The 21,959-nt window shown below is 72.0% G+C and carries 18 protein-coding genes; 11 read left to right on the top strand and 7 right to left on the bottom strand.

Features of this window, described 5'->3' with window-relative positions; genetic code table 11:
• The first annotated feature begins 255 nt into the window (after positions 1 to 255).
• The 4 genes from E1287_RS33300 to mshC all read left to right on the top strand — a co-directional run bounded on the left by E1287_RS33300 (position 256) and on the right by mshC (position 4,409).
• The gene (locus E1287_RS33300) at positions 256 to 1,020 is read left to right on the top strand and encodes an NRDE family protein (RefSeq protein ID WP_131969255.1); all 765 of its coding nucleotides are present in this window, start codon (positions 256 to 258) and stop codon (positions 1,018 to 1,020) included.
• Positions 1,021 to 1,179: 159 nt separating this feature from the next.
• Positions 1,180 to 2,148, top strand: a complete 969-nt coding sequence (locus tag E1287_RS33295; protein ID WP_131969254.1) for an ABC transporter permease — start codon at positions 1,180 to 1,182, stop codon at positions 2,146 to 2,148.
• Positions 2,145 to 3,101, top strand: coding sequence for an ABC transporter permease (locus tag E1287_RS33290; RefSeq protein WP_243719601.1), 957 nt, complete (start codon positions 2,145 to 2,147; stop codon positions 3,099 to 3,101). Before E1287_RS33295 ends, E1287_RS33290 begins: the two co-directional genes overlap by 4 nt.
• Positions 3,102 to 3,170: 69 nt before the next feature.
• The gene (gene mshC / locus E1287_RS33285) at positions 3,171 to 4,409 is read left to right on the top strand and encodes a cysteine--1-D-myo-inosityl 2-amino-2-deoxy-alpha-D-glucopyranoside ligase (RefSeq protein WP_131969253.1); all 1,239 of its coding nucleotides are present in this window, start codon (positions 3,171 to 3,173) and stop codon (positions 4,407 to 4,409) included.
• Between the two features lie 22 nt (positions 4,410 to 4,431).
• Here the strand turns inward: mshC and E1287_RS33280 are convergent, their stop codons facing one another.
• The 3 genes from E1287_RS33280 to E1287_RS33270 all read right to left on the bottom strand — a co-directional run bounded on the left by E1287_RS33280 (position 4,432) and on the right by E1287_RS33270 (position 7,661).
• Positions 4,432 to 5,988 carry a serine/threonine-protein kinase gene (locus E1287_RS33280; protein WP_131969252.1) on the bottom strand — a complete coding sequence of 519 codons (1,557 nt, stop codon included), beginning with the start codon at positions 5,986 to 5,988 and terminating at the stop codon, positions 4,432 to 4,434.
• Between the two features lie 191 nt (positions 5,989 to 6,179).
• The gene (locus tag E1287_RS33275; RefSeq protein ID WP_131969251.1) at positions 6,180 to 7,022 is read right to left on the bottom strand and encodes a PAC2 family protein; all 843 of its coding nucleotides are present in this window, start codon (positions 7,020 to 7,022) and stop codon (positions 6,180 to 6,182) included.
• Positions 7,023 to 7,202: 180 nt separating this feature from the next.
• Complete coding sequence (locus E1287_RS33270; protein ID WP_131969250.1) at positions 7,203 to 7,661, bottom strand: universal stress protein; 459 nt, start codon at positions 7,659 to 7,661, stop codon at positions 7,203 to 7,205.
• A 137-nt stretch (positions 7,662 to 7,798) separates the two neighbouring features.
• Here E1287_RS33270 and E1287_RS33265 point away from each other — a divergent pair, with 137 nt between their 5' ends.
• The 7 genes from E1287_RS33265 (at position 7,799) to E1287_RS33235 (ending at position 15,939) form a co-directional block, all read left to right on the top strand.
• Positions 7,799 to 8,485 carry an HAD family phosphatase gene (locus E1287_RS33265; protein WP_243719600.1) on the top strand — a complete coding sequence of 229 codons (687 nt, stop codon included), beginning with the start codon at positions 7,799 to 7,801 and terminating at the stop codon, positions 8,483 to 8,485.
• Between the two features lie 305 nt (positions 8,486 to 8,790).
• A complete protein-coding gene (locus tag E1287_RS33260) occupies positions 8,791 to 9,228 on the top strand; it encodes a hypothetical protein (protein WP_131969249.1) in 438 nt (145 codons plus the stop codon).
• 580 nt (positions 9,229 to 9,808) lie between these two features.
• A complete protein-coding gene (locus E1287_RS33255; protein ID WP_131969248.1) occupies positions 9,809 to 10,801 on the top strand; it encodes an ABC transporter permease in 993 nt (330 codons plus the stop codon).
• A 47-nt stretch (positions 10,802 to 10,848) separates the two neighbouring features.
• Positions 10,849 to 12,618, top strand: coding sequence for an ABC transporter substrate-binding protein (locus E1287_RS33250; protein ID WP_207934612.1), 1,770 nt, complete (start codon positions 10,849 to 10,851; stop codon positions 12,616 to 12,618).
• Positions 12,619 to 12,722: 104 nt separating this feature from the next.
• The gene (locus E1287_RS33245) at positions 12,723 to 13,736 is read left to right on the top strand and encodes an ABC transporter permease (RefSeq protein ID WP_131969247.1); all 1,014 of its coding nucleotides are present in this window, start codon (positions 12,723 to 12,725) and stop codon (positions 13,734 to 13,736) included.
• Entirely contained in the window at positions 13,736 to 14,803 is a 1,068-nt protein-coding gene (locus tag E1287_RS33240) for an ABC transporter ATP-binding protein (protein ID WP_131969246.1), read from the top strand. The genes E1287_RS33245 and E1287_RS33240 overlap by 1 nt, the downstream gene beginning before the upstream one ends.
• A gap of 26 nt (positions 14,804 to 14,829) precedes the next feature.
• Positions 14,830 to 15,939, top strand: coding sequence for an ABC transporter ATP-binding protein (locus E1287_RS33235; protein WP_131969245.1), 1,110 nt, complete (start codon positions 14,830 to 14,832; stop codon positions 15,937 to 15,939).
• Between the two features lie 103 nt (positions 15,940 to 16,042).
• Here E1287_RS33235 and E1287_RS33230 read toward each other — a convergent pair whose 3' ends face one another.
• The 4 genes from E1287_RS33230 to E1287_RS33215 form a co-directional block, all read right to left on the bottom strand.
• Positions 16,043 to 18,544 (bottom strand): FtsX-like permease family protein, encoded by a 2,502-nt coding sequence (locus tag E1287_RS33230; RefSeq protein ID WP_243719599.1) that lies wholly within the window; start codon positions 18,542 to 18,544, stop codon positions 16,043 to 16,045.
• Positions 18,541 to 19,398 (bottom strand): ABC transporter ATP-binding protein, encoded by an 858-nt coding sequence (locus tag E1287_RS33225; RefSeq protein WP_131969244.1) that lies wholly within the window; start codon positions 19,396 to 19,398, stop codon positions 18,541 to 18,543. Before E1287_RS33225 ends, E1287_RS33230 begins: the two co-directional genes overlap by 4 nt.
• A 387-nt stretch (positions 19,399 to 19,785) precedes the next feature.
• Entirely contained in the window at positions 19,786 to 20,466 is a 681-nt protein-coding gene (locus E1287_RS33220) for a response regulator transcription factor (protein WP_131969243.1), read from the bottom strand.
• Positions 20,467 to 20,586: 120 nt separating this feature from the next.
• Positions 20,587 to 21,810, bottom strand: a complete 1,224-nt coding sequence (locus E1287_RS33215; protein ID WP_131969242.1) for a sensor histidine kinase — start codon at positions 21,808 to 21,810, stop codon at positions 20,587 to 20,589.
• Positions 21,811 to 21,959 lie beyond the last annotated feature (149 nt).

Genomic DNA, 21,959 nt, shown 5'->3' with positions numbered 1-21,959 from the left:
CCCCTGTAGTGAGGGGGGACGAACCCCCACCCCTCGGCTGCGCGGCACGGGTCTCCTCGCTCTGGTCGCTGGCGCTCCCACCGCTGCGGGGACGCGGCGCGCCGGGCATGCCCGCTGCGCTCGCAGAGCTGGCTCCGCGTGCCTGCCCGCAACTGGTGACTGAGGTTCTGTCCACGGATCGTGTTGTGGCTCGTCCAAGGGACGTGTGTGACCCCGGTCTTCGGGCGAATCGGGGTGGGTGGTGCAATTGGGGTCATGTGCACGGCGATCATTAGTTTTGATCCGTCTTCTCCCGTTCCTGTGCTGGTGGTTGGTGTGCGGGACGAGTTCGTCGCGCGGGAGTGGGAGGCGCCGGGGCGGCACTGGGCGGATCGGCCTGGGGTGGTCGCTGGGCGGGATTTGCGGGCTGGTGGGACTTGGTTTGCCGTGGAGCCTGCGGCGCCGCGCATTGCCACCGTCCTGAACGGGCGGGGCCGGATGGCGCCCGAGGCGGGACGGTCCACGCGGGGGGAGCTGCCGCTGCGGGTCGCCGCCGAGGGCAAGCTCGGGCGGGTTGAGCTGGCTTCCTTCGACCCGTTCCATCTCGTGGGCGCGGAAATCGACCGGGTGCGGCTGTGGAGCTGGGACGGCGCGGATCTCGCGGAGCGGGACCTCGGCCCGGGCCTGCACGTGATCGTCAACAGCGGGCTCGAGGGCGAAGGGCAGCTTGAGGGTGGGAACGAGGACGCCTACATGGCGGCCCGGCTTGCGTATTTCCGGCCGCGGCTGGCTGCGGCGGCGCGTCCCGAGCCGGGGCTGGACGAGTCTTTGGAGCGTGCCTGGGGTGAGTGGCTGCCGCTGGTGAACGGCGACGGCCTGCCCCGCGCCGACCATCGGGCCCTGCTGCCGCTGCTCGACCTCGGTGACGGGCGGGTCTGGGGCACCACCTCGGTCAGCCTTACTTCTCTCAGCGCGGACGGCGTCCGGTACGACTTCTCCGCCGTCCCCGGTGATCCCGCCGCCTGGGCGCGGGTGCTCTAGCGCGGCGTTCCCCCGTCGGCCGGTGTTTTCCGTCAACCGACGGCGGTGCGGTGACGCTCGGTGTTAGCTTGGCCACTTATCGCGATTCGCATGGGCGGTGGGGGCCGCCCGCGGGGCCGGTCATCAGCAGACGGGGAGTGCGCGGATGGCAGGGGTGGGATGAGCGGGCGCGTGGACGTCGGCGCGCGGCCGGTGGTGAAGCGCCCGGAGCCCGAGCCGGTGCGGGGGCGTACGCCGTCCCAGCCGGCCTGGGCGCGTTTCCGGCGGGATCGGGTCGCCGTCGCGTCCGTCGCCGTCCTGGCGGCCATCGCGGTGTTCGCGTTGCTGGCGCCGCTGTGGGCGTACCTGACGGGCCACCCCTATGACCAGACGTTCCCTGAGACCGGGCTGGACGTCGCCGGGCAGCCGACCGGGCCCGGCGCGGAGTTCCCGCTGGGCGCCGACCAGCTCGGACGCGACGTTCTCGTCCGCGCCGCCTACGGGACGCGCGTGTCCCTGGTCGTCGGGGTCTGCGCGGCGCTGCTCGCCACCGTCGCCGGAACCGCCGCCGGGACGCTCGCCGGGTTCGCAGGCGGCGCCGTCGACGCGCTGCTGGCGCGGCTGATGGACATGACGCTCGCGCTGCCCTACCTGCTCGTGGCGATCACGCTCGCGACGACGTTCCGGGTGTCGTCGGCCGCCGCCGGGCTCGCCCTGACGGTCCTGGTGATCGCGTTCTTCTCGTTCGCGGCCGCCGGGCGGGTGATCCGCGGCCAAGTGCTGGCCCTGCGGCGCAGGGAGTTCATCGAGGCGTCCCGCGCGCTCGGCTCGTCCGACGCGCGGATCATGGTCGTGGACGTTCTGCCGAACCTGGCCGCGCAGATCACCGTGCTGGCCTCGCTGCAGATCCCGGCGGCGATCGTGTTCGAGGCGACGCTGTCGTTCCTCGGCGCCGGGGTGCCGCCGCCGGTGCCGAGCCTCGGCTCGATGCTCGGCGAGGGGAGCGACGCGTTCCGGTCCGCGTGGTGGCTCCTCGCCGTCCCGGGCGCGCTGCTGCTGCTGACCACGCTGGCGTTCAACCTGGTCGGCGACGGGATCCGCGACGCCCTCGACCCGCGCGGCGGCCGCCGGGCCGGGCGCGGGCGGTGAGCCGGGGGCTGCCGCGGTACGTCCTGCGCCGCCTGCTCTACTCGGCCGTCGTGCTGTGGCTGGTGTCGACGCTGGTGTTCGTGTTCCTGCACGTGTCGCCCGTCCCGGTGGAGCGGGTCATCGGGGGGCCGCGCGCCACGGACGAGACGCTGGCGCAGATCCGCGCCAACCTCGGGCTGGACCGTCCCGTCCTCGTCCAGTACTGGCGGTTCGTGGGGCGGTTGCTGCACGGCGACCTCGGCGACTCCTACATCAGCGGGACGCCGGTGTCGGCGCTGATCGCGGAGCGGCTCCCCACCACGCTGTGGCTGGTCTTCGGCGCCGCGGTCCTGTGGATCGCCGGGGGCGTCGGGCTCGGGGTGCTCGGCGCGTCCAGGGCGCGGTCGCTGTGGGACAGGGCGGCGACGGCGTTCGTGCTGGTCGGCCTGTCCACGCCGCCGTTCGTGGTGGCCCTGGCGCTGCTGTACGTGTTCGCCACCAGGCTGGACGAGACCGGCGTCCACCTGTTCGAGGCGGGCCCGCCGATGCAGGAGCACTTCCTCCGGCGGATGATCCTCCCGTGGGCGGCGCTGGCGTTCCTGATGCTCGCGTCCTACACGCGCCTGACCCGCGGCGCGATGCTGGACGTCCTCGGCGAGGACTACGTGCGCACGGCCCGGGCCAAGGGACTGCCGGAGCGGCGCGTCGTCCTGCGGCACGGGCTGCGGCCGGCGCTGGCGCCCGTCGTCACGCAGGCCGGGATCGACCTCGGCGCGCTGGTCGGGTCGACGATCGTCACCGAGAAGGTGTTCGGGCTGCAGGGCGTGGGGCAGCTCGTCCACCAGTCCATCGCGGCGGGCGACACCCCGGTGATCATCGGGGTGACGCTGACCGTGACGCTGTTCGTGATCGCCGCGAACCTGCTGGTCGACATCGGCTACTCGGTGCTGGACCCCCGCGTCCGGCTCGGCTGACCGGACACTCGCGACACCTGACCTGATCTCGCCGCAAACCCGCGAACAGGGCATGGATAAGCTTTCCGTATGCGATCGTGGCCCGCCTCTGAAGTCCCCGGCCTCCCCGACGCGGGTCTGCCCGCCGCCTCCCGGCCGCTCCGCCTGCACGACACCGGGACCGGGACGGCGCGTCCCGCCGGCCCGGCCGAGCCCGGCGGCACCGCCCGGATGTACGTGTGCGGGATCACCCCCTACGACGCGACCCACCTCGGCCACGCCAACACCTACCTGGCGTTCGACCTCGTCAACCGCGTGTGGCGCGATCTCGGGCACCGCGTCCACTACGTCCAGAACGCGACCGACGTCGACGACCCGCTCCTGGAACGTGCCCGTGACACCGGGGAGGACTGGCGGGCCCTCGCCGACCGGGAGATCCAGCTGTTCCGCGACGACATGACGGCGCTGCGGATCCTGCCGCCCGACCGGTACATCGGCGCCGTCGAGGCGATCCCGCTGATCGTCGAGATGATCGAGAAGCTGCGCGGCCGGGACGCCGCCTACGAGCTGGGCGGCGACGTCTACTTCCCCGTCGCGGCCGACCCGGCGTTCGGGCAGGTCAGCCGGCTGGCGCGGGACGAGATGGAGCCGCTGTCGGCCGAGCGCGGCGGCGACCCGGACCGCCCCGGCAAGCGCGACCCGCTCGACCCGATGCTGTGGATGGCGCGGCGCCCCGGCGAGCCCGGCTGGGAGTCGCCGTTCGGCGAGGGCCGCCCCGGCTGGCACGTCGAATGCTCCGCGATCTCCATCGAGTACCTCGGGATGGCGTTCGACGTCGAGGGCGGCGGCTCCGACCTGGCGTTCCCGCACCACGAGATGAGCGCGTCCCACGCCCAGGTCGCCACGGGGGAGCGGCCCCACGCCCGCGCCTACGTCCACGCCGGGATGGTCGGCCTGGACGGCGAGAAGATGTCGAAGTCGCGCGGCAACCTGGTGTTCGTGTCGAAGCTGCGGGAGTCCGGCACCGACCCGATGGAGATCCGGCTGGCGCTGCTGGCGCACCACTACCGCGCCGACTGGGAATGGACCCGCGACGGCCTGGACGAGGCCGCCGCCCGCCTCGGCCGCTGGCGCGCCGCGGTGTCCCGGCCGTCCGGGCCGCCCGCCGCGCCGGTCGCCGCGGCCGTCCGCGACGGCCTCGCCGACGACCTCGACGCCCCGGCCGCGCTGGCCGTCCTGGACGCCTGGGCCGCGGCGGACGGCGCCGACGAGGCCGCCCCGGCACAGGTCAGGGCCATCGCCGACGCGCTCCTCGGCATCGTCCTCTAGGCCGTCGCCGTCTTCTGGGCCGTCACTCCAGGACGTAGCAGTCCCAGTCGGACGGGTTGCCCGCGTCGCCGCGCAGCCGCGCCTCGGCGTCGTGGCGGTACTGGGCCGCGCACACCGACGTCATCTCGATCGGGGTGTCGACGCCGATGTCGCCGTCGCGCGGCACGCAGTACCACTTGGTGCTCCGGAACTGGGCGTTCCGCTCGCGGGCCGCGCAGTACTTGGCGGGGCTGGGGGAGCCGAGCACGACGGGCTTCGGCGGCGGGTCGCTGGTGACCGGGGGGCCTCCGCCGTCGCCTTCCCCGGGGCCGGCGCCGCCGCCCGGGCCCGGCCGCCCCGGCGCCGTCGACCCCGACGCGCCCGCGCGGGTGCGGCTCGGCTTGGCGGACGACGGCCCGGACGACGGGGCGGCCGTCGAACCCGGCGCCGTCACCTGCCCGTGCGGCCCGCCGGCCTCGGGCCCGTCGTCCTCGGGCCGCTCCAGCAGGGTGTATCCCGCGGCTCCGGCGAGCGCCGCGACGATGACGGCGGCGAGGGCCGCGACGACCGCCCGCCCGAGGCGGCGCTTCCGGCGCGGCGGGCGGGGGCCGGGCCCGCGGGCGTCCGGGGCCGGGTCGGTTACCGCGGGCGGCAGCGTGTTCTCACCGGCCCCTTCGCCCGGCGCCGCCCCCGGCACGGGGCCCGCTGCCGGCGGCACCGGCGGCAATGGCGGAACGGGCGCCGGGAGCGCGGACGGGGACGTGACGGCGACGGCGGCCGTGTCGAACGCGTCCTCGTGCCCGACGAGCCGCAGCAGAAGCTGCGCCGCCGTGGGCCGGGACGCGGGGTCCTTCGACAGCGACGCGGCGACCAGTTCCCGCAGCTCGCCGTCCAGGTCACCGAGGTCGGGCTCGTGATGCAGGACGCGGTACATGACCGCGGGAATGGAGTCGGAGCCGAACGGCGCCCGCCCGGTCGCCGCGAACGTGATCGTCGCGCCCCACGCGAACATGTCGGCGGCGGCGCCGACGTCCAGCCCGGACACCTGCTCGGGCGCCATGTAGGCGGGGGTGCCGACGGCACGGCTGCTGACCGCGCTGGCCGCGTCCAGCACCCGCGACAGGCCGAAGTCGATCACGCGCGGGCCGTCCGGGCCGAGCAGGACGTTGTGCGGCTTGAGGTCGCGGTGCACGATCCCGGCGCGGTGGATGGCGGTGAGCGCGCTGGCGGTGCTGACGGCGAGCCGGTCCAGCGCGCCGCCGGTCATGGGCCCGTCCCGCGCGACGGCCCGGTTCAGCGCCTCGCCGGGGACGTACTCGCTGACCAGGTACGGGCTGTCGCCGGCGACCTCGGCGTCGAGGAACTGGGCGGTGCAGAACCGGGCGACCTGCTTGGCGACCTCCGCCTCGCGGACGAACCTGGCCCGCGCGGTGTCGTCGTCGTCGAACTGGACCCGCAGGAGCTTGACGGCGACGCGCTGGCCGTCGGCGCCGGCGCCGAGGTAGACCGTGCCCTGCGCGCCGGAGCCGAGCCGCCCGAGCAGCTCGTAGCGCCCCAGGCGCGCCGGGTCATGGGGTTGCAGCGGCTGGGCTTGCGGCAACGGGGAGCTTCCTCTCGTCCGGTCGTCGACTCGGCGGGGTGCACGTCAGGGTAGGCCCGCCAGCCTATAGACGACCAGCCAGTGGCGTCGGGCGCGTTCCAAACGCCCCACTTTAGACCCCTTTGTACCGCCAGCAGGCGGACGGCCGCGCGGCCGGGCCGGGTCGGCCGACCGGGTCGCCGGGCCCCGGGTCAGCCCGGGTCGCGGCGGCGGAGGTAGCGCTCGAACTCGCGGGCGATGGCGTCGCCGCTCGCCTCGGGAAGTTCGGTGGCGTCCTTCTGCTCCTCCAGCGTCCGGACGTACTCGGCGACCTCGGAGTCCTCCTCGGCGAGCTCGTTGACGCCGTTCTCCCAGGCCCGCGCCTCCTCGGGCAGCTCGCCCAGCGGGACGGTCACGTCCAGCAGGTCCTCGACGCGGCGCAGCAGCGCGAGGGTGGCCTTCGGGGACGGCGGCTGCGCGACGTAGTGCGGGACGGCCGCCCACAGCGACACCGTGTCGAGGTCGGCCTTGGCGCACGCGTCCTGCAGCACGCCGAGAATGCCGGTGGGCCCCTCGTAGCGGGCCGGCTCCAGGTGCAGCGTGCCGACGAGCCCCGCCTCGGACGCGGCCCCCGTCACGGGCACCGGACGGGTGTGCGGCGCGTCGGCGAGCAGCGCGCCGAGCAGCACGACGTTGCGGACCTCGAGCTCCATCATCAGGCCGACCAGCTCCCGGCAGAACGACCGCCACCGCATGTTCGGCTCGATGCCGTGCAGGAGCACGACGTCCTTGCCGCCCGGCAGCCGCGCCCACGACACGCGGGTGGTGGGCCAGGTGATGCCGCGGGTCTCGCCGTCGGTCATCTCCACGATCGGGCGGGTGACCTGGAAGTCGTAGTAGTCGTCGGGGTCGAGTTCGGCGATCGGCACCGCCTCCCAGGTGGCCTCCAGATGCGCGATGACCCCGCTGGCGGCCTCCCCGGCGTCGTTCCACCCCTCAAAGGCGGCCACGAGAACCGGATCGACCAGTTCGGGCAGACTTTCCAGCTCGACCACGCGCTGCCTCCTTCCGACGCCCAGGTACAGCGTCACCGTCGGGGGCCGTCATTCCCGGGGGTCGGGGCCCCGCTCATGATCGGTGGCTGTCAGCCTACGTCCTGGCGGTGACGTACCCCACCCTTCCGCGGCCCTGCACCGGCCCTGTACGCCCGCGGCGGAATAACCGGCGGGCCCGCGTCACTTACCGTCGGTGGTGTGGACGATCAGCACGTCACAGGGGGAGCGGTGCGACAGGTTCGCCGGGACGGACCCGAGGATGCGGCCCGCGAGGCTGTTCAGCCCGCGGTTGCCGATCACGACCAGCTCGGCGCCGCGGTCCTTGGCCAGCCGGGAGATGACGTCGACGGCGTCGCCCTCGACGGCGACCTGGTCGATGTCGGTGGCCCCGGCGGCGACGGCCCGCTCCCGCGCGGCGCGCAGCGCGTCGTCGGCGGGCGTGGACCCCTGCACCTTGTACGCCAGGTCCCCGAGCCGGTCGGCGGCGCTGGCGCGCTCCCGCGCGGGCATGGGGCTGTAGGCGGAGGCGAGCAGCAGCGTGGCGCCGGTGGCGGCGGCCAGCTGCGCGGCCCGGTCGACCGCGCCGAACGAGGAGTCCGAGCCGTCGGTGCCGACGAGGATGATGCGGTACGCGCTCATGCCGTTCCTTACCCGGTAGTAGGTTACTGGGGGCACGGTATCGGTCCGGTGACCGGTCCGTCACCGTCTCTTTGCACACACCGTCCAAGAACGACCGCGCGCGGGCGGACCGGAAACCCCCGCACGAGAGGAGCGACGTGACCCGTGGCGGCCCGCAGGCCGTGCTGTTCGACATGGACGGCCTGCTCATCGACTCCGAACGCGTCTGGCTCGAGGTCGAGTCGGAGGTCATGGCGTGGCTGGGCGGCGAATGGACGCCCGCCCACCAGGAGCGCCTCGTCGGCGGCTCCCTGGCCATCGCCGTCGACTACATGCTGGAGCTGACCGGCGCGGACGCCCCGCCCGAGGAGGTCGGCCGGCGGATGCTGGACGGCATGGCCGAGCGGCTCGCCGCCTCCGTCCCGATGATGCCGGGCGCCAAGGACCTGCTCGCCGAGATCCGCGAGGCGGGCGTCCCGGCGGCGCTGGTGTCCTCCAGCCACCGCCGCCTCCTGGAGCCGGTGCTGGACGCGATCGGCCGCGAGCACTTCGCGCTGAGCGTCGCCGGCGACGAGGTCGCGCGGACCAAGCCCGACCCCGAGCCGTACCTGACCGCGGCGGCGCGGCTCGGCGCCGACCCGGGGCGCTGCGTGGTGCTGGAGGACTCTCCGAACGGCGTCGCGGCGGCGGAGGCGGCGGGCTGCGTCACCGTCGCGGTGCCCGGCGTCCTGCCGATCCCGCCCGCGCCGGGCCGCACGGTGGTGGCCTCGCTGCGCGAGGTGAGCCTGGCGACGCTGCGCGCCCTCCCCGCGTTCGCCGAACCGTCCCCGGGCCCCGTGGCCTGAACGCGGGGGACCGGTCCGGGCGGCCGGGTCAGGATGCGGGTCTCCACCCGCCCGACGCCCAAACGTTGCCGGACGTTGACCTGATTTGTGGTTATTCGCCGGATTCGTCCGATGAGAGGTGTGCCGGAGGCGGCAGAGGCCGCTGATACCTGCGAGGTGGACCCTAGGGGACGGATCACGCCGGAGGAGGAGGCCCGCCGGGCGACAAACCGTCCGCCGGGAGGACCGGAACCGCGGTCCGGCGTGTGACGATGGAGGAGAGAGCACCAGCGCAGGACCGTGAAGCGTAGGGATTGAGGGCCGGCATGAGCGACGCAGCCATTTTCGCGATCAGCCTCGGAGTGACCCTGCTCGGGCTGGTCATCAGCTGGGGGGCCTACCGCCGCCGCGGCGCGGGCGTGGGCCTGCGCGGCGCCGCGCTGTCGCTGGTGCCGCTCGCCGCGTGGATGACCGGGGTGACCGAGTTCTTCGTCGACCTGGCGTTCAACCCGATGAAGTGGGCGGGCGTCGCGGTCGCGGGCCTCGCCGTGCTGCTCTACATGACGTCCGGCGCCATGATGAGCCGCCGCATGGACGCCGGCGGCAAGGGCGGGAAGAAGGCCGCCGGGGCCGGGGACGCGCGGCCGAAGTCCGCCGGGCGGTCCGGCAAGGCCAAGGGCGCCGTGGAGGGGCCCGCGCAGGGCGGCGGCGACCCCGAGATGGCGGAGATCGAGCGGATCCTGCGCGACCGCGGCATCTCCTGACGCCCGGCGCCCGTCCGTCCTCACGCGGCCCCCGTCCGTCCTGACGCGCCGCCTCCCGTCCGGCGCCCCTCCGGCGCCCGCCCGGCTTCCGTCAGGCTTCCGTCCGGGCTTTCGTCCGGCTCTGCGCACCGGCCACGGCGGTCCGGGACGCCCCCGCGCGACCGCGGGGGCGTCCCGGACCGCCGCCGTGCGCCCGCGCCGCCTCCCGTCCGGCGTCACGCTGCGTGCCGACCGCCGTTGACCTGCGGAGGAACGGTCTCGGATCGGACTCAGTCCGATAAAGCTTTCCGGTCTAGACCGGCTATCTGTTGCCTGCCGGGGTAGCGCCGTACTTACTATTCGTGCGATTTGTCCGACGTGACGTCCGGGCTCGTGTTCCCCAGATGACGACGAGATCACAAGTCAGATACGGGTACTGGCGAAGGTCGCTTCACGGATGGACAGTCGTGCCCGAAGGACTACGTTTCCCTTCAGCGAACGCGGCGTGACGGGCACGGGGGCCGGCGGATGATCTCCGCGGCCGCCGGTCGACGCCGGCGGCATGGCCGAACCAGTGGCCGGACGGTAGGAGGTATGGAGCGTGGCCGCACCCATCGAGGTGAGCGGGTCCGACAAAGAGGCTCAGCCGGAATCGGTACTGGCCGGCGTCGACCGCAAGAAGATCCAGGGGCGCTCCCTCGGGCAGATCGCCTGGATGCGGCTCAAGCGCGACAAGATCGCGCTCACCGGCGCAGTCGTGGTGATCGTCCTGATCCTCATCGCCGTCTTCGGCCCCTACTTCGTCCAGGACCCGCTGAAGTACCACCAGAACCTCATCGACCCGACGTACAACCGTCCGAAGTCCGGCTTCTGGCACTCCGGCATCAGCGGTGACCACTGGCTCGGCGTCGAGCCGGGGACCGGCCGCGACATGCTGGCCCGCATCGTCCACGGCGCACGGATCTCCCTGCTGGTGTCGTTCCTCGCGACCCTGATGTCGGTCGTGATCGGCACGGTCCTCGGCATCACCGCCGGCTACTTCGGCGGCTGGGTCGACTACATCATCAGCCGCGCCATGGACGCCTTCCTCGCCTTCCCGCTGCTGCTCTTCGCGATCGCGCTGGTCGGCGTCGTCGCCGACGGCGCGTTCGGGATGAGCGGGAACGGGCTCCGGGTGTCGGTGCTGGTCGTGGTCATCGGATTCTTCAACTGGCCCTACATCGGCCGCATCATCCGCGGCCAGACGCTGTCGCTGCGGGAACGCGAGTTCGTCGACGCGGCGCGCAGCATGGGCGCCCGCAACGGCTACGTCCTGTTCAAGGAGATCCTGCCGAACCTGGTCGCGCCGATCCTGGTCTACTCGACCCTGCTGATCCCGACCAACATCCTGTTCGAGGCGGCGCTGTCGTTCCTCGGCGTCGGCGTCATCCCGCCCACGCCCTCGTGGGGCGGCATGCTGACGCTCGCCGTGCCGATCTACGAGTCGGACCCGATGTACATGATCATTCCCGGCATGGCCATCTTCATCACCGTCCTCGCCTTCAACCTGTTCGGTGACGGGCTGCGGGACGCTCTCGACCCTCGGTCCAAGTGACATCGGGTCTCTTTCGGACCCGTCTAATTGAAGGGGTGCGCCTGCACATGAACAAGATGAGACCGTTCGCGGTCCTCGCGGCCGGGGTGGTCGCGGCCGCGGGGCTCGCCGCCTGTGGCGGCGGCGAAGACGACGGCGGCTCGGGAAGCGGCCCGGGCTACAACGCCGGCGTCAACGAGGTCGTCAACAAGTCGGACAAGAAGGGCGGCACGCTCAAGCTCGCCAGCTCCGACGACTGGGACTCGCCCGACCCCGGGAACACCTACTACGCGTTCTCGCAGAACTTCGCGCGCCTGTACGGGCGCGGCCTGACCACGTTCGCGCCGGCCGCGGGCGACCCGAGCCTGAAGGTCGTCCCGGACCTCGCGACCGACCTCGGCCAGGCCAGCGACGGCGGCAAGACCTGGACGTACAAGCTGCGCACCGGCGTCAAGTACGACGACGGCAGCACCGTCACGTCCAAGGACGTGAAGTACGCGGTCGAGCGCAGCAACTTCTCCAAGGAGCTGCAGAGCGGGCCGAAGTACTTCAAGCAGTACCTCGTCGACAACGACCCGGCGTACAAGGGCCCCTACGACGACAAGAGCGACCAGGGCCTGAAGTCCATCGAGACCCCGGACGACCAGACGATCGTGTTCCACCTGAACACGCCGTTCCAGGAGTTCGACTACCTGGTCGCGATGTCGCAGACGATGCCGGTGCCGAAGGCCAAGGACACCGGGCTGAAGTACGAGTCCGCGATCGTCTCCAGCGGCCCGTACAAGGTCGACAACTACACGCGCGGCAAGTCGATGACGCTGTCGCGCAACCCGAACTGGAACCAGAGCACGGACCCGATCCGCAAGGCGCTGCCCGACAAGATCGAAGTCCAGCTCAAGCAGAACGCGGACGACATCGACCAGCGGCTGCTGGCCGGCTCGCTCGACATGGACATCGCGGGCGTCGGCGTCCAGTCCGGCACCCAGCCGAAGGTGCTGGCCGCCGAGCAGAAGCCGTACGTGGACAACCCCGTCCAGGGCTTCCTGCGGTTCATGTCGCTGAACGTCAACGTCAAGCCGCTGGACAACATCAACTGCCGCGTCGCCGTGCAGTACGCGACCGACAAGGTCGCCGCGCAGACCGCCTACGGCGGCCCGCTGGCCGGCGGTGACATCGCCACCACGGTGCTGCCCCCGACGGTCGCCGGCTACACCAAGTTCGACCTGTACCCGCAGAAGCAGGCCGAGGGCGGCGGTCTCGACCAGGCGACCCTGGCGAAGGCCAAGGAGGCGCTGCAGAAGTGCGGCCAGCCGAACGGCTTCAGCACCAAGATCTCGGCCCGGTCCGACCGGCCGAAGGAAGTCGCGATGGCGCAGGCCATCCAGCAGAGCCTGGCCAAGGTCGGCATCAAGACCGAGATCGTGCAGTTCCCGGCCGGCGACTACTTCTCGAAGTACGTCGGCGTGCCGAAGTACGTCCACGACCACGGCATCGGCATGATGATCATGGCGTGGGCGGCGGACTGGCCGACCGGCTACGGGTTCCTGCAGCAGATCGTCCACGGTGAGGCCATCAAGCCGTCCGGCGGCAACAACCTCGCCGAGCTCGACGACCCGGGCGTCAACAAGGCCCTCGACGACGCCATCCAGAACCCGGACGAGGCGGCCCGCCTGAAGGCCTACGGCGAGGCCGACAAGCTGGTCATGGGGACGGCCGCGGAGGTCCCGCTGGTCTACGCCAAGGCGCTGATGTACAGGCCGAAGCGTGTGTCCAACGTGGGCATCACCTACTCCTACGGCGGAATGTACGACTACCTCAACATGGGCGTGACGGAGTAACAGCCCGCTCGCCCATGCGTCCCTCTGAAGGCAGGTGAAGGCGACGCCCGCCGGCCGGGGCCGGACCCACAGGTCCGCCCGGTCGGCGGGTGGGGCCGAGCATTGTGTTCGCATACATCATCCGGCGTCTCATCGGCGCCGTCGTCATGCTGCTGCTGGTCAGCCTGGTCACCTTCGGCATCTTCTTCTGGCTGCCGAAGCTGGCGGGACAGACCACCGACCAGATCGCGGCCGGATTCGTCGGGAAGGCGCCGACGCCCGAGGCGATCCAGGACACCAAGGAGCGGCTCGGCCTCGACGATCCCGTCCTCGTGCAGTACGGCGACTACCTCAAGGGCATCGTCGCGGGCAGGGACTACAAGGCCGGCCCCACCACGGACGAATGCCCGGCCCCGTGCTTCGGGTACTCGTTCCGCAGCAGCCAGCCCGTCCGGGAGACGCTGATGGACCGCGCCCCGGCGACGGCGTCGCTCGCGTTCGGCGCCGCGATCGTCTGGCTCGCGGGCGGCATCACCGTCGGTGTCATCTCGGCGCTGCGGCGCGGGAGCGTCTGGGACCGGATGGCGATGCTGATCGCGCTGAGCGGCGTGTCGCTGCCCATCTACTTCACCGGCCTGGTGTCCCTGGCCTTGTTCTCCTACAGCATCGAGATATTCCCGGGCGGCGGCAGCTACAAGGACATCACCGACGATCCGGTGAGGTGGTTCCAGTCGCTGGTGCTGCCCTGGGTGACGCTCGCGTTCCTTTACGCGGCGATGTACGCGCGGCTCACCAGAGCGGGCATGCTGGAGACGATGAACGAGGACTTCATTCGCACCGCCCGCGCCAAGGGGCTGCCGGAGAAGACCGTCGTCACCAAGCACGCGCTCCGCGCGTCGCTGACCCCGATCATGACGGTGTTCGGCCTGGACCTCGGCCTGCTCCTCGGCGGCGCGGTGCTGACCGAGAGCACGTTCGGCATCCCGGGCCTCGGCCGCCTCGCGATCGACTCGATCCGCAGCGGCGACCTGCCGATGGTCCTCGGCGTCACGCTGATCACATCGTTCTCCATCGTGATCATCAACCTGATCGTCGACCTGCTGTACGCCATCGTCGACCCGAGAGTGAGGCTGGGCTGATGACCGGCACCGCCCCCGCCAAGGGCACCGCGGGCACTGGCGAGGCTCCCGCGGCGTTCCTCGAGGTCCGCGACCTGAAGATCCACTTCCCGACCGACGACGGCCTGGTCAAGTCGGTGGACGGGCTGTCGTTCCAGCTGGAGCGCGGCCGCACCCTCGGCATCGTGGGCGAGTCCGGGTCGGGCAAGAGCGTCACGAGCCTCGGCATCCTGGGCCTGCACAACAAGCGCAACTCCAACGTGTCCGGGGAGATCTGGCTGAACGGCAAGGAGCTCGTCGGCGCCTCGCAGAACGAGGTCCGCCGGCTCCGCGGCCGCGACATGGCGATGATCTTCCAGGACCCGCTGTCGTCGATGCACCCGTTCTACACGGTCGGCCACCAGATCATCGAGGCGTACCGGGTGCACAACGACGTGTCGAAGCAGGTGGCGCGCAAGCACGCCATCGACATGCTCGGCAGGGTCGGCATCCCCAAGCCGGACAAGCGGGTGGACGACTACCCGCACCAGTTCTCCGGCGGCATGCGGCAGCGCGCGATGATCGCGATGGCGCTGTCGTGCGACCCGGAGCTGCTCATCGCCGACGAGCCCACGACCGCGCTGGACGTGACCGTCCAGGCGCAGATCCTGGACCTGATCCGCGACCTGCAGCAGGAGTTCAACTCCGCCGTCATCATGATCACCCACGATCTCGGCGTGGTCGCGGAGCTGGCGGACGACATCCTGGTGATGTACGCGGGACGCTGCGTCGAGTACGCCTCCGTGGACGACGCCTTCCACCGGCCGCTGCACCCCTACACGTGGGGGCTGCTCGGCTCGATGCCGAGGCTGGACCGCGAGCGCACCGACCGGCTGCTGCCGATCGTGGGGTCGCCGCCGAGCCTGATCAACGTGCCGTCCGGGTGCGCCTTCCATCCCCGCTGCCCCTACGCGGACCTGAACGACGGCAAGAGCACGACGGAGCGGCCCGAGCTGATCGAGCTCGAACCCGGCCACAAGGCGGCGTGCCATCTGCCGCTGGACAAGCGCCGGGAGATCTGGACCGACGAGATCCGGCCGAAGCTGTGACGAGCACGGGTGGGAACGAGACTGTGGTGAGCACTGCGAAGACCCAGGCGGACGGGACCCGTCCCCTCCAGGAGGGCGAGACCCTCCTGGAGGTGGAGAACCTCGGCAAGCACTTCCCCGTCACGGCGGGGCTGCTGCGCCGGCAGGTCGCGGCGGTGAAGGCCGTCGACGGGGTGTCCTTCTCCGTCCGCAAGGGCGAGACCCTCGGGCTGGTGGGGGAGTCGGGCTGCGGCAAGTCCACCACCGGCCGGATGATCATGCGGCTGCTGGACCCGAGCTTCGGGAAGATCGTCTTCGAGGGGCACGACATCACGAAGATGTCGCAGGGCCGGCTCCGGCCGCTCCGCCGCGACATCCAGATGATCTTCCAGGACCCGTACTCGTCGCTGAACCCGCGCAAGACGGTCGGCGCGATCGTCGGAGCCCCGTTCCGGCTGCAGAACATCGAGGCCAAGCAGGGCGTGAAGAAGGCCGTCCAGGAGATCCTGGAGCTCGTCGGGCTGAGCCCCGAGCACTACAACCGGTACCCGCACGAGTTCTCCGGCGGGCAGCGGCAGCGCATCGGGATCGCCCGCACCCTGGCCCTCAAGCCGAAGCTGATCGTCGCGGACGAGCCGGTGTCGGCGCTGGACGTGTCGGTGCAGGCGCAGGTCGTGAACCTGCTGGAAGACCTGCAGGACGAGCTCGACCTCACCTACGTGGTCATCGCGCACGACCTGTCGGTGGTGCGGCACATCTCCGACCGCGTCGCCGTCATGTACCTCGGCAAGATCGTCGAGGTGGCGGACCGGGCCGACCTGTACGAGCGGCCCATGCACCCCTACACCAACGCGCTGCTGTCCGCGGTGCCGATCCCCGACCCCGCCGAGCGGGGCGCGCGGAAGCGGATCCGGCTGCAGGGCGACGTGCCGAGCCCGCTCGACCCGCCGCCCGCCTGCCGGTTCCACACCCGCTGCTGGAAGGCGCAGGACATCTGCAAGCAGGTCGAGCCGCCGCTGGTGGAGCTCAGCCCCGGCCACCAGGCCGCCTGCCACTTCCCGGAGAACACCACGGTCAGCGCCACCGACGCGGTCGCCAAGGCCGCCGTCGCGCAGGCCCCGGCGCCCGCCGACGACCCCGCCGAACCCACGGAGTGACCGCCAGGCCGCATCAGGCCGGGCCGCTCCAGCCTGACGGAACACGCGAAAGACCCGGCACCTCCTCGTCGAGGTGCCGGGTCTTTCGCGTTCCCCGCCGGGGTCACTCGGTGGCGATGGCCTTCAGGACGTCCATGCGCCCGGCCCGCCACGCCGGCCACAGCGCCGCCAGCACGCCGATCACCGCGGCGACCACCAGGTAGACGGCGAGCGTCCCGTACGGGATGGCGAGGACGCCGAGGCCGTCCTCGGCGAGCGCGTTCTGCAGCGCCGCGCCGAACGCGACCCCGATGCCCATGCCGAGCACCGCGCCGAACACCGCGATCATGATGGACTCCAGCCGGATCATGCGGCGCAGCTGCCGCCGGGAGATCCCGATCGCGCGGAGCAGCCCGATCTCCCTGGTCCGCTCGATCACCGACAGCGCCAGGGTGTTGATCACCCCGACGGCCGCGATGATCACGGACATGATCAGCAGGATCGTCAGGAACGTCACGAACCCGTCGACCTGCTTGCGGGCGTCCTCCTTCAGCGCCGACTGGTCGGACACCTTCAGGTTCGGGTAGTCCTTCAGCGCCGACTCGAGCGCGGTCTTCGTCGCCGCGGTCGTCGCCGCCGCGTCCACCACGATGGCGTCCACGGACGGGTTGAGGGTGTGCCGCAGATACACCTGCGTGGACACCAGCCGGTTCCCGATCAGGTCGCTCTTGGCGTACACACCGGTCACCGTCAGCCGCTCGGTCTTGCCGTCGGTGAACTGCACGGGCACCGCGGAGCCGACCTTCCAGCCGTTGTCCTTCGCGGTGTCCTCGTCCACCATGATCCCGGCGTCCCCGAGGTCGGCGCCGCCCGACACCATCTTCAGCTTCGCGGCCTTCGCGATCACGGCGCCGTCGGCGGCCATGTACGAGGCGTTCTTCCCGGCGATCTTCGCGTCGCCGGCGTAGGCGGGCGACGCGGCCGTCACCCCGGGCACCGCCTGGATCCTCTGCGCGGCGCCGGCGGCGACGCCGCCCATGCCCTCCGACGCGACCAGGTAGTCCGCGCCGAACTGCGAGTCGATCTGGTCGTCGATCGACGCCCGCATCGTCGCGCCGAGCACGTTCACCGTGGTGATCAGCGCCAGGCCGATCATCAGCGCGGCGGCGGTCGCGGCGGTGCGGCGCGGGTTGCGCAGCGCGTTCTGCCTCGCCAGCCGTCCCGGCGACCCCAGCAGCCTGGCCGCAGGCGCGCCCAGCACCCGCAGCACCGGGACGCTGATCACCGGGGCGAGCATCGCCACGCCGATGAACACCCCGAACGCGCCCGCGCCCACCAGGATCGCCGCGTTGCTGTCGTCGCCGGCCAGGCCCACGCCGATGAGGCCGGCGCCGGCCAGGGTCAGCAGCGACCCGAGCGCGATCCGGATCCGCATCGACCGCTGCGGCAGCGCGACGTCGTCGCGCATCGCCGCCACCGGCGGGATCTTCGCGGCGCGGCGGGCCGGGAAGTACGCCGACACGACCGTCACCACGATCCCGACCACGTACGACCAGATCACCGGCGTCGCGGTGAACGTCAGGCCGCCGTCGCCCGCGTCGCCGACCTGCGACTGCAGCATCGTCGCCAGGCCCGCCCCGGCCGCCAGCCCGAGCGTGGACCCGACGATCCCGACCGCGACGGCCTCGCCGATCACCGCCCGCGTCACCTGCGCGCGGGCCGCGCCGACGGCGCGCAGCAGCGCCAGCTCGCGGGTCCGCTGCGCCACCAGCATCGAGAACGTGTTGAAGATGATGAACGCCCCGACGAAGATCGAGATCAGCGCGAACACGAGCAGGAACGTCCGGAAGAAGTTCATCATCGCGGCGATGTCGCTCTTGGCCTCCTCGCGGAGCTCCTCGCCGGTGACGGCCTCCATCCCGGCCGGCAGCACCTTCGCGACCCGGTCGCGCAGCTCCGCCTGCGACGGGCCCGCCGACCCCATCTCGATGTCGCTGAAGTAGCCGGGCTTCAGCATCAGCTTCTGCGCCGTCGGGGTGTCGAACGCGGTGAGCGTCGCGCCCATCAGGTTCCCGGCGTCGACGAGGCCCACGAGCCGCATCCGCTGCGGCGGCCCCGCGGTGAGGACCTGGACGGTGTCGCCGACGTCCAGCTTCCCCTTCTCCGCGGTCCGGTCGTCGACGACGACCTCGCCCGGCCCCTGCGGCGCGCGGCCCGACGCCAGGTCGTAGGTCCCGGTGCCGGTCCAGTTCGCGCCGATCTGCGGCGGGCCGTTCTGCGGCGTCCCGACGACCTTGCCGTCCTTGCCGACGACCGCCGCGTAACCGGAGACGTTGCCCTTCGGGTCCTTGACGCCCTCGACGCCCTCCAGGGCCTTCAGGACGGACGCCGGGACCGGCTGCGCCGCCATCCCGTCGTCGTCGCCGTCCACGACCTTCTTGGCGCGGACGTCCACGGCCACGTTCGTGCCGACCCTGCTGAACAGGTCGTCGAACTGCTTGTTCATGCTGTCGGTGAAGATCAGCGTCCCGGCCACGAACGCCACGCCGAGGATCACCGCGACGGCCGTCAGCACCAGTCTGATCTTGTGCGCCGCGAGGTTGCGGAGCGTGACCTTGCCCATCATCGCGCCGCGACCCCCGGCCCCTGCCCGCCCGGACGCCCCGCGGGCTGCGCGCTCGCGGGCTGCGCGGCCCGGCCGGCGCCGGTGTCGAAGCCCTTCATCCGCTCCAGCACCCGCTCCGCCGTCGGGCCCTCCATCGTGTCGACGATCTGCCCGTCGGTCAGGAACAGCACCTGGTCGGCGTACGCGGCCGCGGACGGGTCATGCGTCACCATCACGATCGTCTGCCCCATCCGGCGCACCGAGTCCCGCAGGAAGCCGAGCACCTCGGCGCCGGACCTGGAGTCCAGGTTCCCGGTCGGCTCGTCCGCGAAGATGATCTCGGGGCGGGCGGCGAGCGCGCGGGCGCACGCGACGCGCTGCTGCTGCCCGCCCGACAGCTCCGACGGGCGGTGCTTGAGGCGCGGCCGCAGGTCCACGGTGTCGATCACCGTGTCCAGCCACTCCTTGTCCGGCTTGCGGCCCGCGATGTCCATCGGCAGCGTGATGTTCTCCAGCGCCGTCAGCGTCGGGACCAGGTTGAACGCCTGGAAGATGAAACCGACCTTGTCGCGGCGCAGGCGGGTGAGCTGCTTGTCCTTGAGGCGGGTCAGCTCGGTGTCGCCGATGAAGACCTCACCGGAGTCCACCGAGTCCAGGCCCGCCATGCAGTGCATGAGGGTCGACTTCCCGGACCCCGACGGGCCCATGATCGCGGTGAAGCGGCCGCGGGGAATGCCGACCGTGACCCCGTCGAGCGCGACGACCTGGGCGTCGCCGCGCCCGTACACCTTCGCGATCCGCTGGGTCCGTGCGGCGAAGTCGCCCGCCCCGGGCGCGGTGTGCGCGCCGGCGGTCGATGGGGCGGTGTTCGTCACGTGAAACTCCCGAGTGTGAGTGAGCAGGAAACAGTGCGAGTGAGAGGAAAGCGTCGCGACCGCGCCGTGCCCCCGGCGATCCGACGTACAAAACAGTAGAAGGCCGACGATCTCGTGTGATGGCCCTCAGGAACGGACTTGCCGGTCCACCCGTGGCAGTAGAAGGGGCCCTCCGGTCGTCCTAGCGGAGTAGACCCGTCCACCCGAAAGGCAGGGGGCCTCTCAGGGACCGGCCCCGACCCGGCGGCCTCTCCCGGCGCCCCGGCCGCCGCGCCCGCCCGGCCCGCCGGGCCCCGCACCTGCGGCAAGACCCGCCCCGAGATGGGCGCGCCGGGGTCTCAGGGACGTCCCTGAGACCCCCGCGCGCCTCTACGGGCCCCTCCAGGGTCAGCTCTGGCCCGGGCGGCTCAGGCCCGTCTCATACGCGTACACGACCGCCTGCACCCGGTCCCGCAGCCCCAGCTTCGCCAGGACGTTCCCCACATGCGTCTTCACCGTCGTCTCGCTCACCACCAGCTCCGCCGCGATCTCCGCGTTCGACTGGCCCCGCGCCACGTGCGCCAGCACCTCGCGCTCCCGCTCGGTCAGCGTGTCCAGCCCCGGCGGCGGCGACGCGTCCCGCACCGCCGGCAGCCGCGTCGCGAACTTGTCCAGCAGCCGCCGCGTCACCGACGGCGCCACGATCGCGTCGCCCGCCGCGACGATCCTGATCGCCTGCACCAGGTCCTCGGGCGGGGAGTCCTTCAGCAGGAACCCGCTCGCCCCGGCCCGCACCGCCTCGATCACGTACTCGTCCAGGTCGAACGTCGTCAGGATCAGCACCCTCGGATCGTGCGACGCCGCGCCCTCCCGGATGATCCGCCGGGTCGCCTCGATGCCGTCCACCCCCGGCATCCGGATGTCCATCAGCACCACGTCCGGCAGCATCGACCGCGTCAGCTCCACCGCCGCCGCGCCGTCCCCGGCCTCGCCGACCACCGCGATGTCCGGTTCCGCCTCCAGAATGAGCCGGAAACCCGTCCGCAGCAGCGGCTGATCGTCGACGAGCAGCACCCGCACCGTCGTCATCGCCCCGCACCGCCCGCTCGGCCCCGGCGTCCCGGTTCATCCATCGTGCCCGCTCCTCGCCTCACAGCGCTCCAGCCAACCTGCGGCGCTCCCGCCCAACCTACGGCCTTCCCGCACCCCTCACGCCTCCAGCGGGAACCGGGCCCGCACCCCGAACCCGCCGCCGACCCGCGGACCGATCTTCAACTCGCCACCGTACAGCGCGACCCGCTCGTACATGCCGACCAGGCCGTGCCCCGGATTGTCCCCGTCCTCCACCATGAACGTCGCCGTGCCGCGGCCGTCGTCCTCGATCTCCACCGTCAGGTCACCGTCCCCGTAGTACAGCCGCACCCACGCCCGAGCCTGCGGCCCCGCGTGCTTCAACGTGTTCGTCAGCGCCTCCTGGATCAGCCGGAACGCCGCCACGTCCACCCCCGGCGACGGCGGACGCGCCTCCCCCTCGATCCACAGCTGCACCGACAGGCCCGTCTCCCGGACGTGATCCAGCAGCTCCCCGAGATCCCCCAGGCCCGGCTGCGGCGCCAGCTCCCGGCCCGCCCGCTCCGGATCCCGGTCCGTCCGCAGCACCCCGACGATCCGCCGCATCTCGCTCAGCGCCGTCCGCCCGACCTCCTCGATCGTCGACATCGCCTCCCGCGCGCTGCCCGGATCCCGGTCGATGATCCGCCGCGCCGCGCCCGCCTGCACCGTCATCACGCTCACATGGTGCGCCACCACGTCGTGCAGCTCCCGCGCGATCCGCGACCGCTCCTCGATCCGCGCCGCCCGCGCGTCCGTGCCCCGCGCCCGCTCCAGCCGCGCCGCCCGGTCCTCCAGCTCCGCGAAGTACGCGCGCCGCAGCCGCAGGTTCCGGCCCAGCACCCACACCCCGATCAGCAGCACGAAGTTCGTCATCATCTCGACCGGCGACGTCGACACCGGAAGGATCGTGATGTACACCAGCAGGTGCGCCAGCGCCACCAGCCCGCCCACCGCGCTCTGCGCCAGGCCCCGGTGCGCCGCGACGCTGTAGATCGCGATCAGGAACGCCAGCACGTCCGACGCCGACGGCGGATACCCCGCCACCCCCAGCGCCATCTCGCCCGCGACGATGAACAGCAGCACCGCCAGCGGACGGCGCTGCCGCCACCGCAGCGACATCGTCACAACGACGACGACCAGCACGCACCACAGGTCAGGGTCCCGGAACTCCTCGAACTCCTCGGTCTTCGGAAGCTCCTGCAGGAGCAATTGCGGCAGCCCCACCAACAGCAGCCCGAAAGCCAGCAGCGTGTCCGCTGCCAGCGGACGCGCCTGCAGCCAGGCGCGGAAGGAATGAAGACCACGGATGCGGGGTGACACGACTCTCACCCTAGGAGGTCGCGCCAGGTCGTGACCCCTCCTGTGCGCGGATCCGCAGTCCTCCCCAAGGAGGACGCCTCCGCACGCCCGATCCCCCTGGCGACACCGCCTGCGCCCCTCCTCGCCCCCCGCGCCACACCCCACACACC

The organism is Actinomadura sp. KC06 (assembly GCF_004348735.1).
Classification (GTDB): Bacteria; Actinomycetota; Actinomycetes; order Streptosporangiales; family Streptosporangiaceae; genus Spirillospora.
The sequence above is the reverse complement of the archived record's forward strand: the minus strand, read 5'-3'. Positions and strand labels throughout refer to the sequence as shown.

What these genes read in the sequence shown, in the direction of transcription:
- E1287_RS33300 (WP_131969255.1), top strand. Translation starts at nt 256, where the DNA reads ATGTGCACGGCGATCATTAGTTTTGATCCGTCTTCTCCCGTTCCTGTG.
- E1287_RS33295 (WP_131969254.1), top strand. Translation starts at nt 1,180, where the DNA reads ATGAGCGGGCGCGTGGACGTCGGCGCGCGGCCGGTGGTGAAGCGCCCG.
- mshC (WP_131969253.1), top strand. Translation starts at nt 3,171, where the DNA reads ATGCGATCGTGGCCCGCCTCTGAAGTCCCCGGCCTCCCCGACGCGGGT.
- E1287_RS33270 (WP_131969250.1), bottom strand. Translation starts at nt 7,661, where the DNA reads ATGAGCGCGTACCGCATCATCCTCGTCGGCACCGACGGCTCGGACTCC.
- E1287_RS33260 (WP_131969249.1), top strand. Translation starts at nt 8,791, where the DNA reads ATGAGCGACGCAGCCATTTTCGCGATCAGCCTCGGAGTGACCCTGCTC.
- E1287_RS33250 (WP_207934612.1), top strand. Translation starts at nt 10,849, where the DNA reads ATGAACAAGATGAGACCGTTCGCGGTCCTCGCGGCCGGGGTGGTCGCG.
- E1287_RS33240 (WP_131969246.1), top strand. Translation starts at nt 13,736, where the DNA reads ATGACCGGCACCGCCCCCGCCAAGGGCACCGCGGGCACTGGCGAGGCT.
- E1287_RS33230 (WP_243719599.1), bottom strand. Translation starts at nt 18,544, where the DNA reads ATGATGGGCAAGGTCACGCTCCGCAACCTCGCGGCGCACAAGATCAGA.
- E1287_RS33220 (WP_131969243.1), bottom strand. Translation starts at nt 20,466, where the DNA reads ATGACGACGGTGCGGGTGCTGCTCGTCGACGATCAGCCGCTGCTGCGG.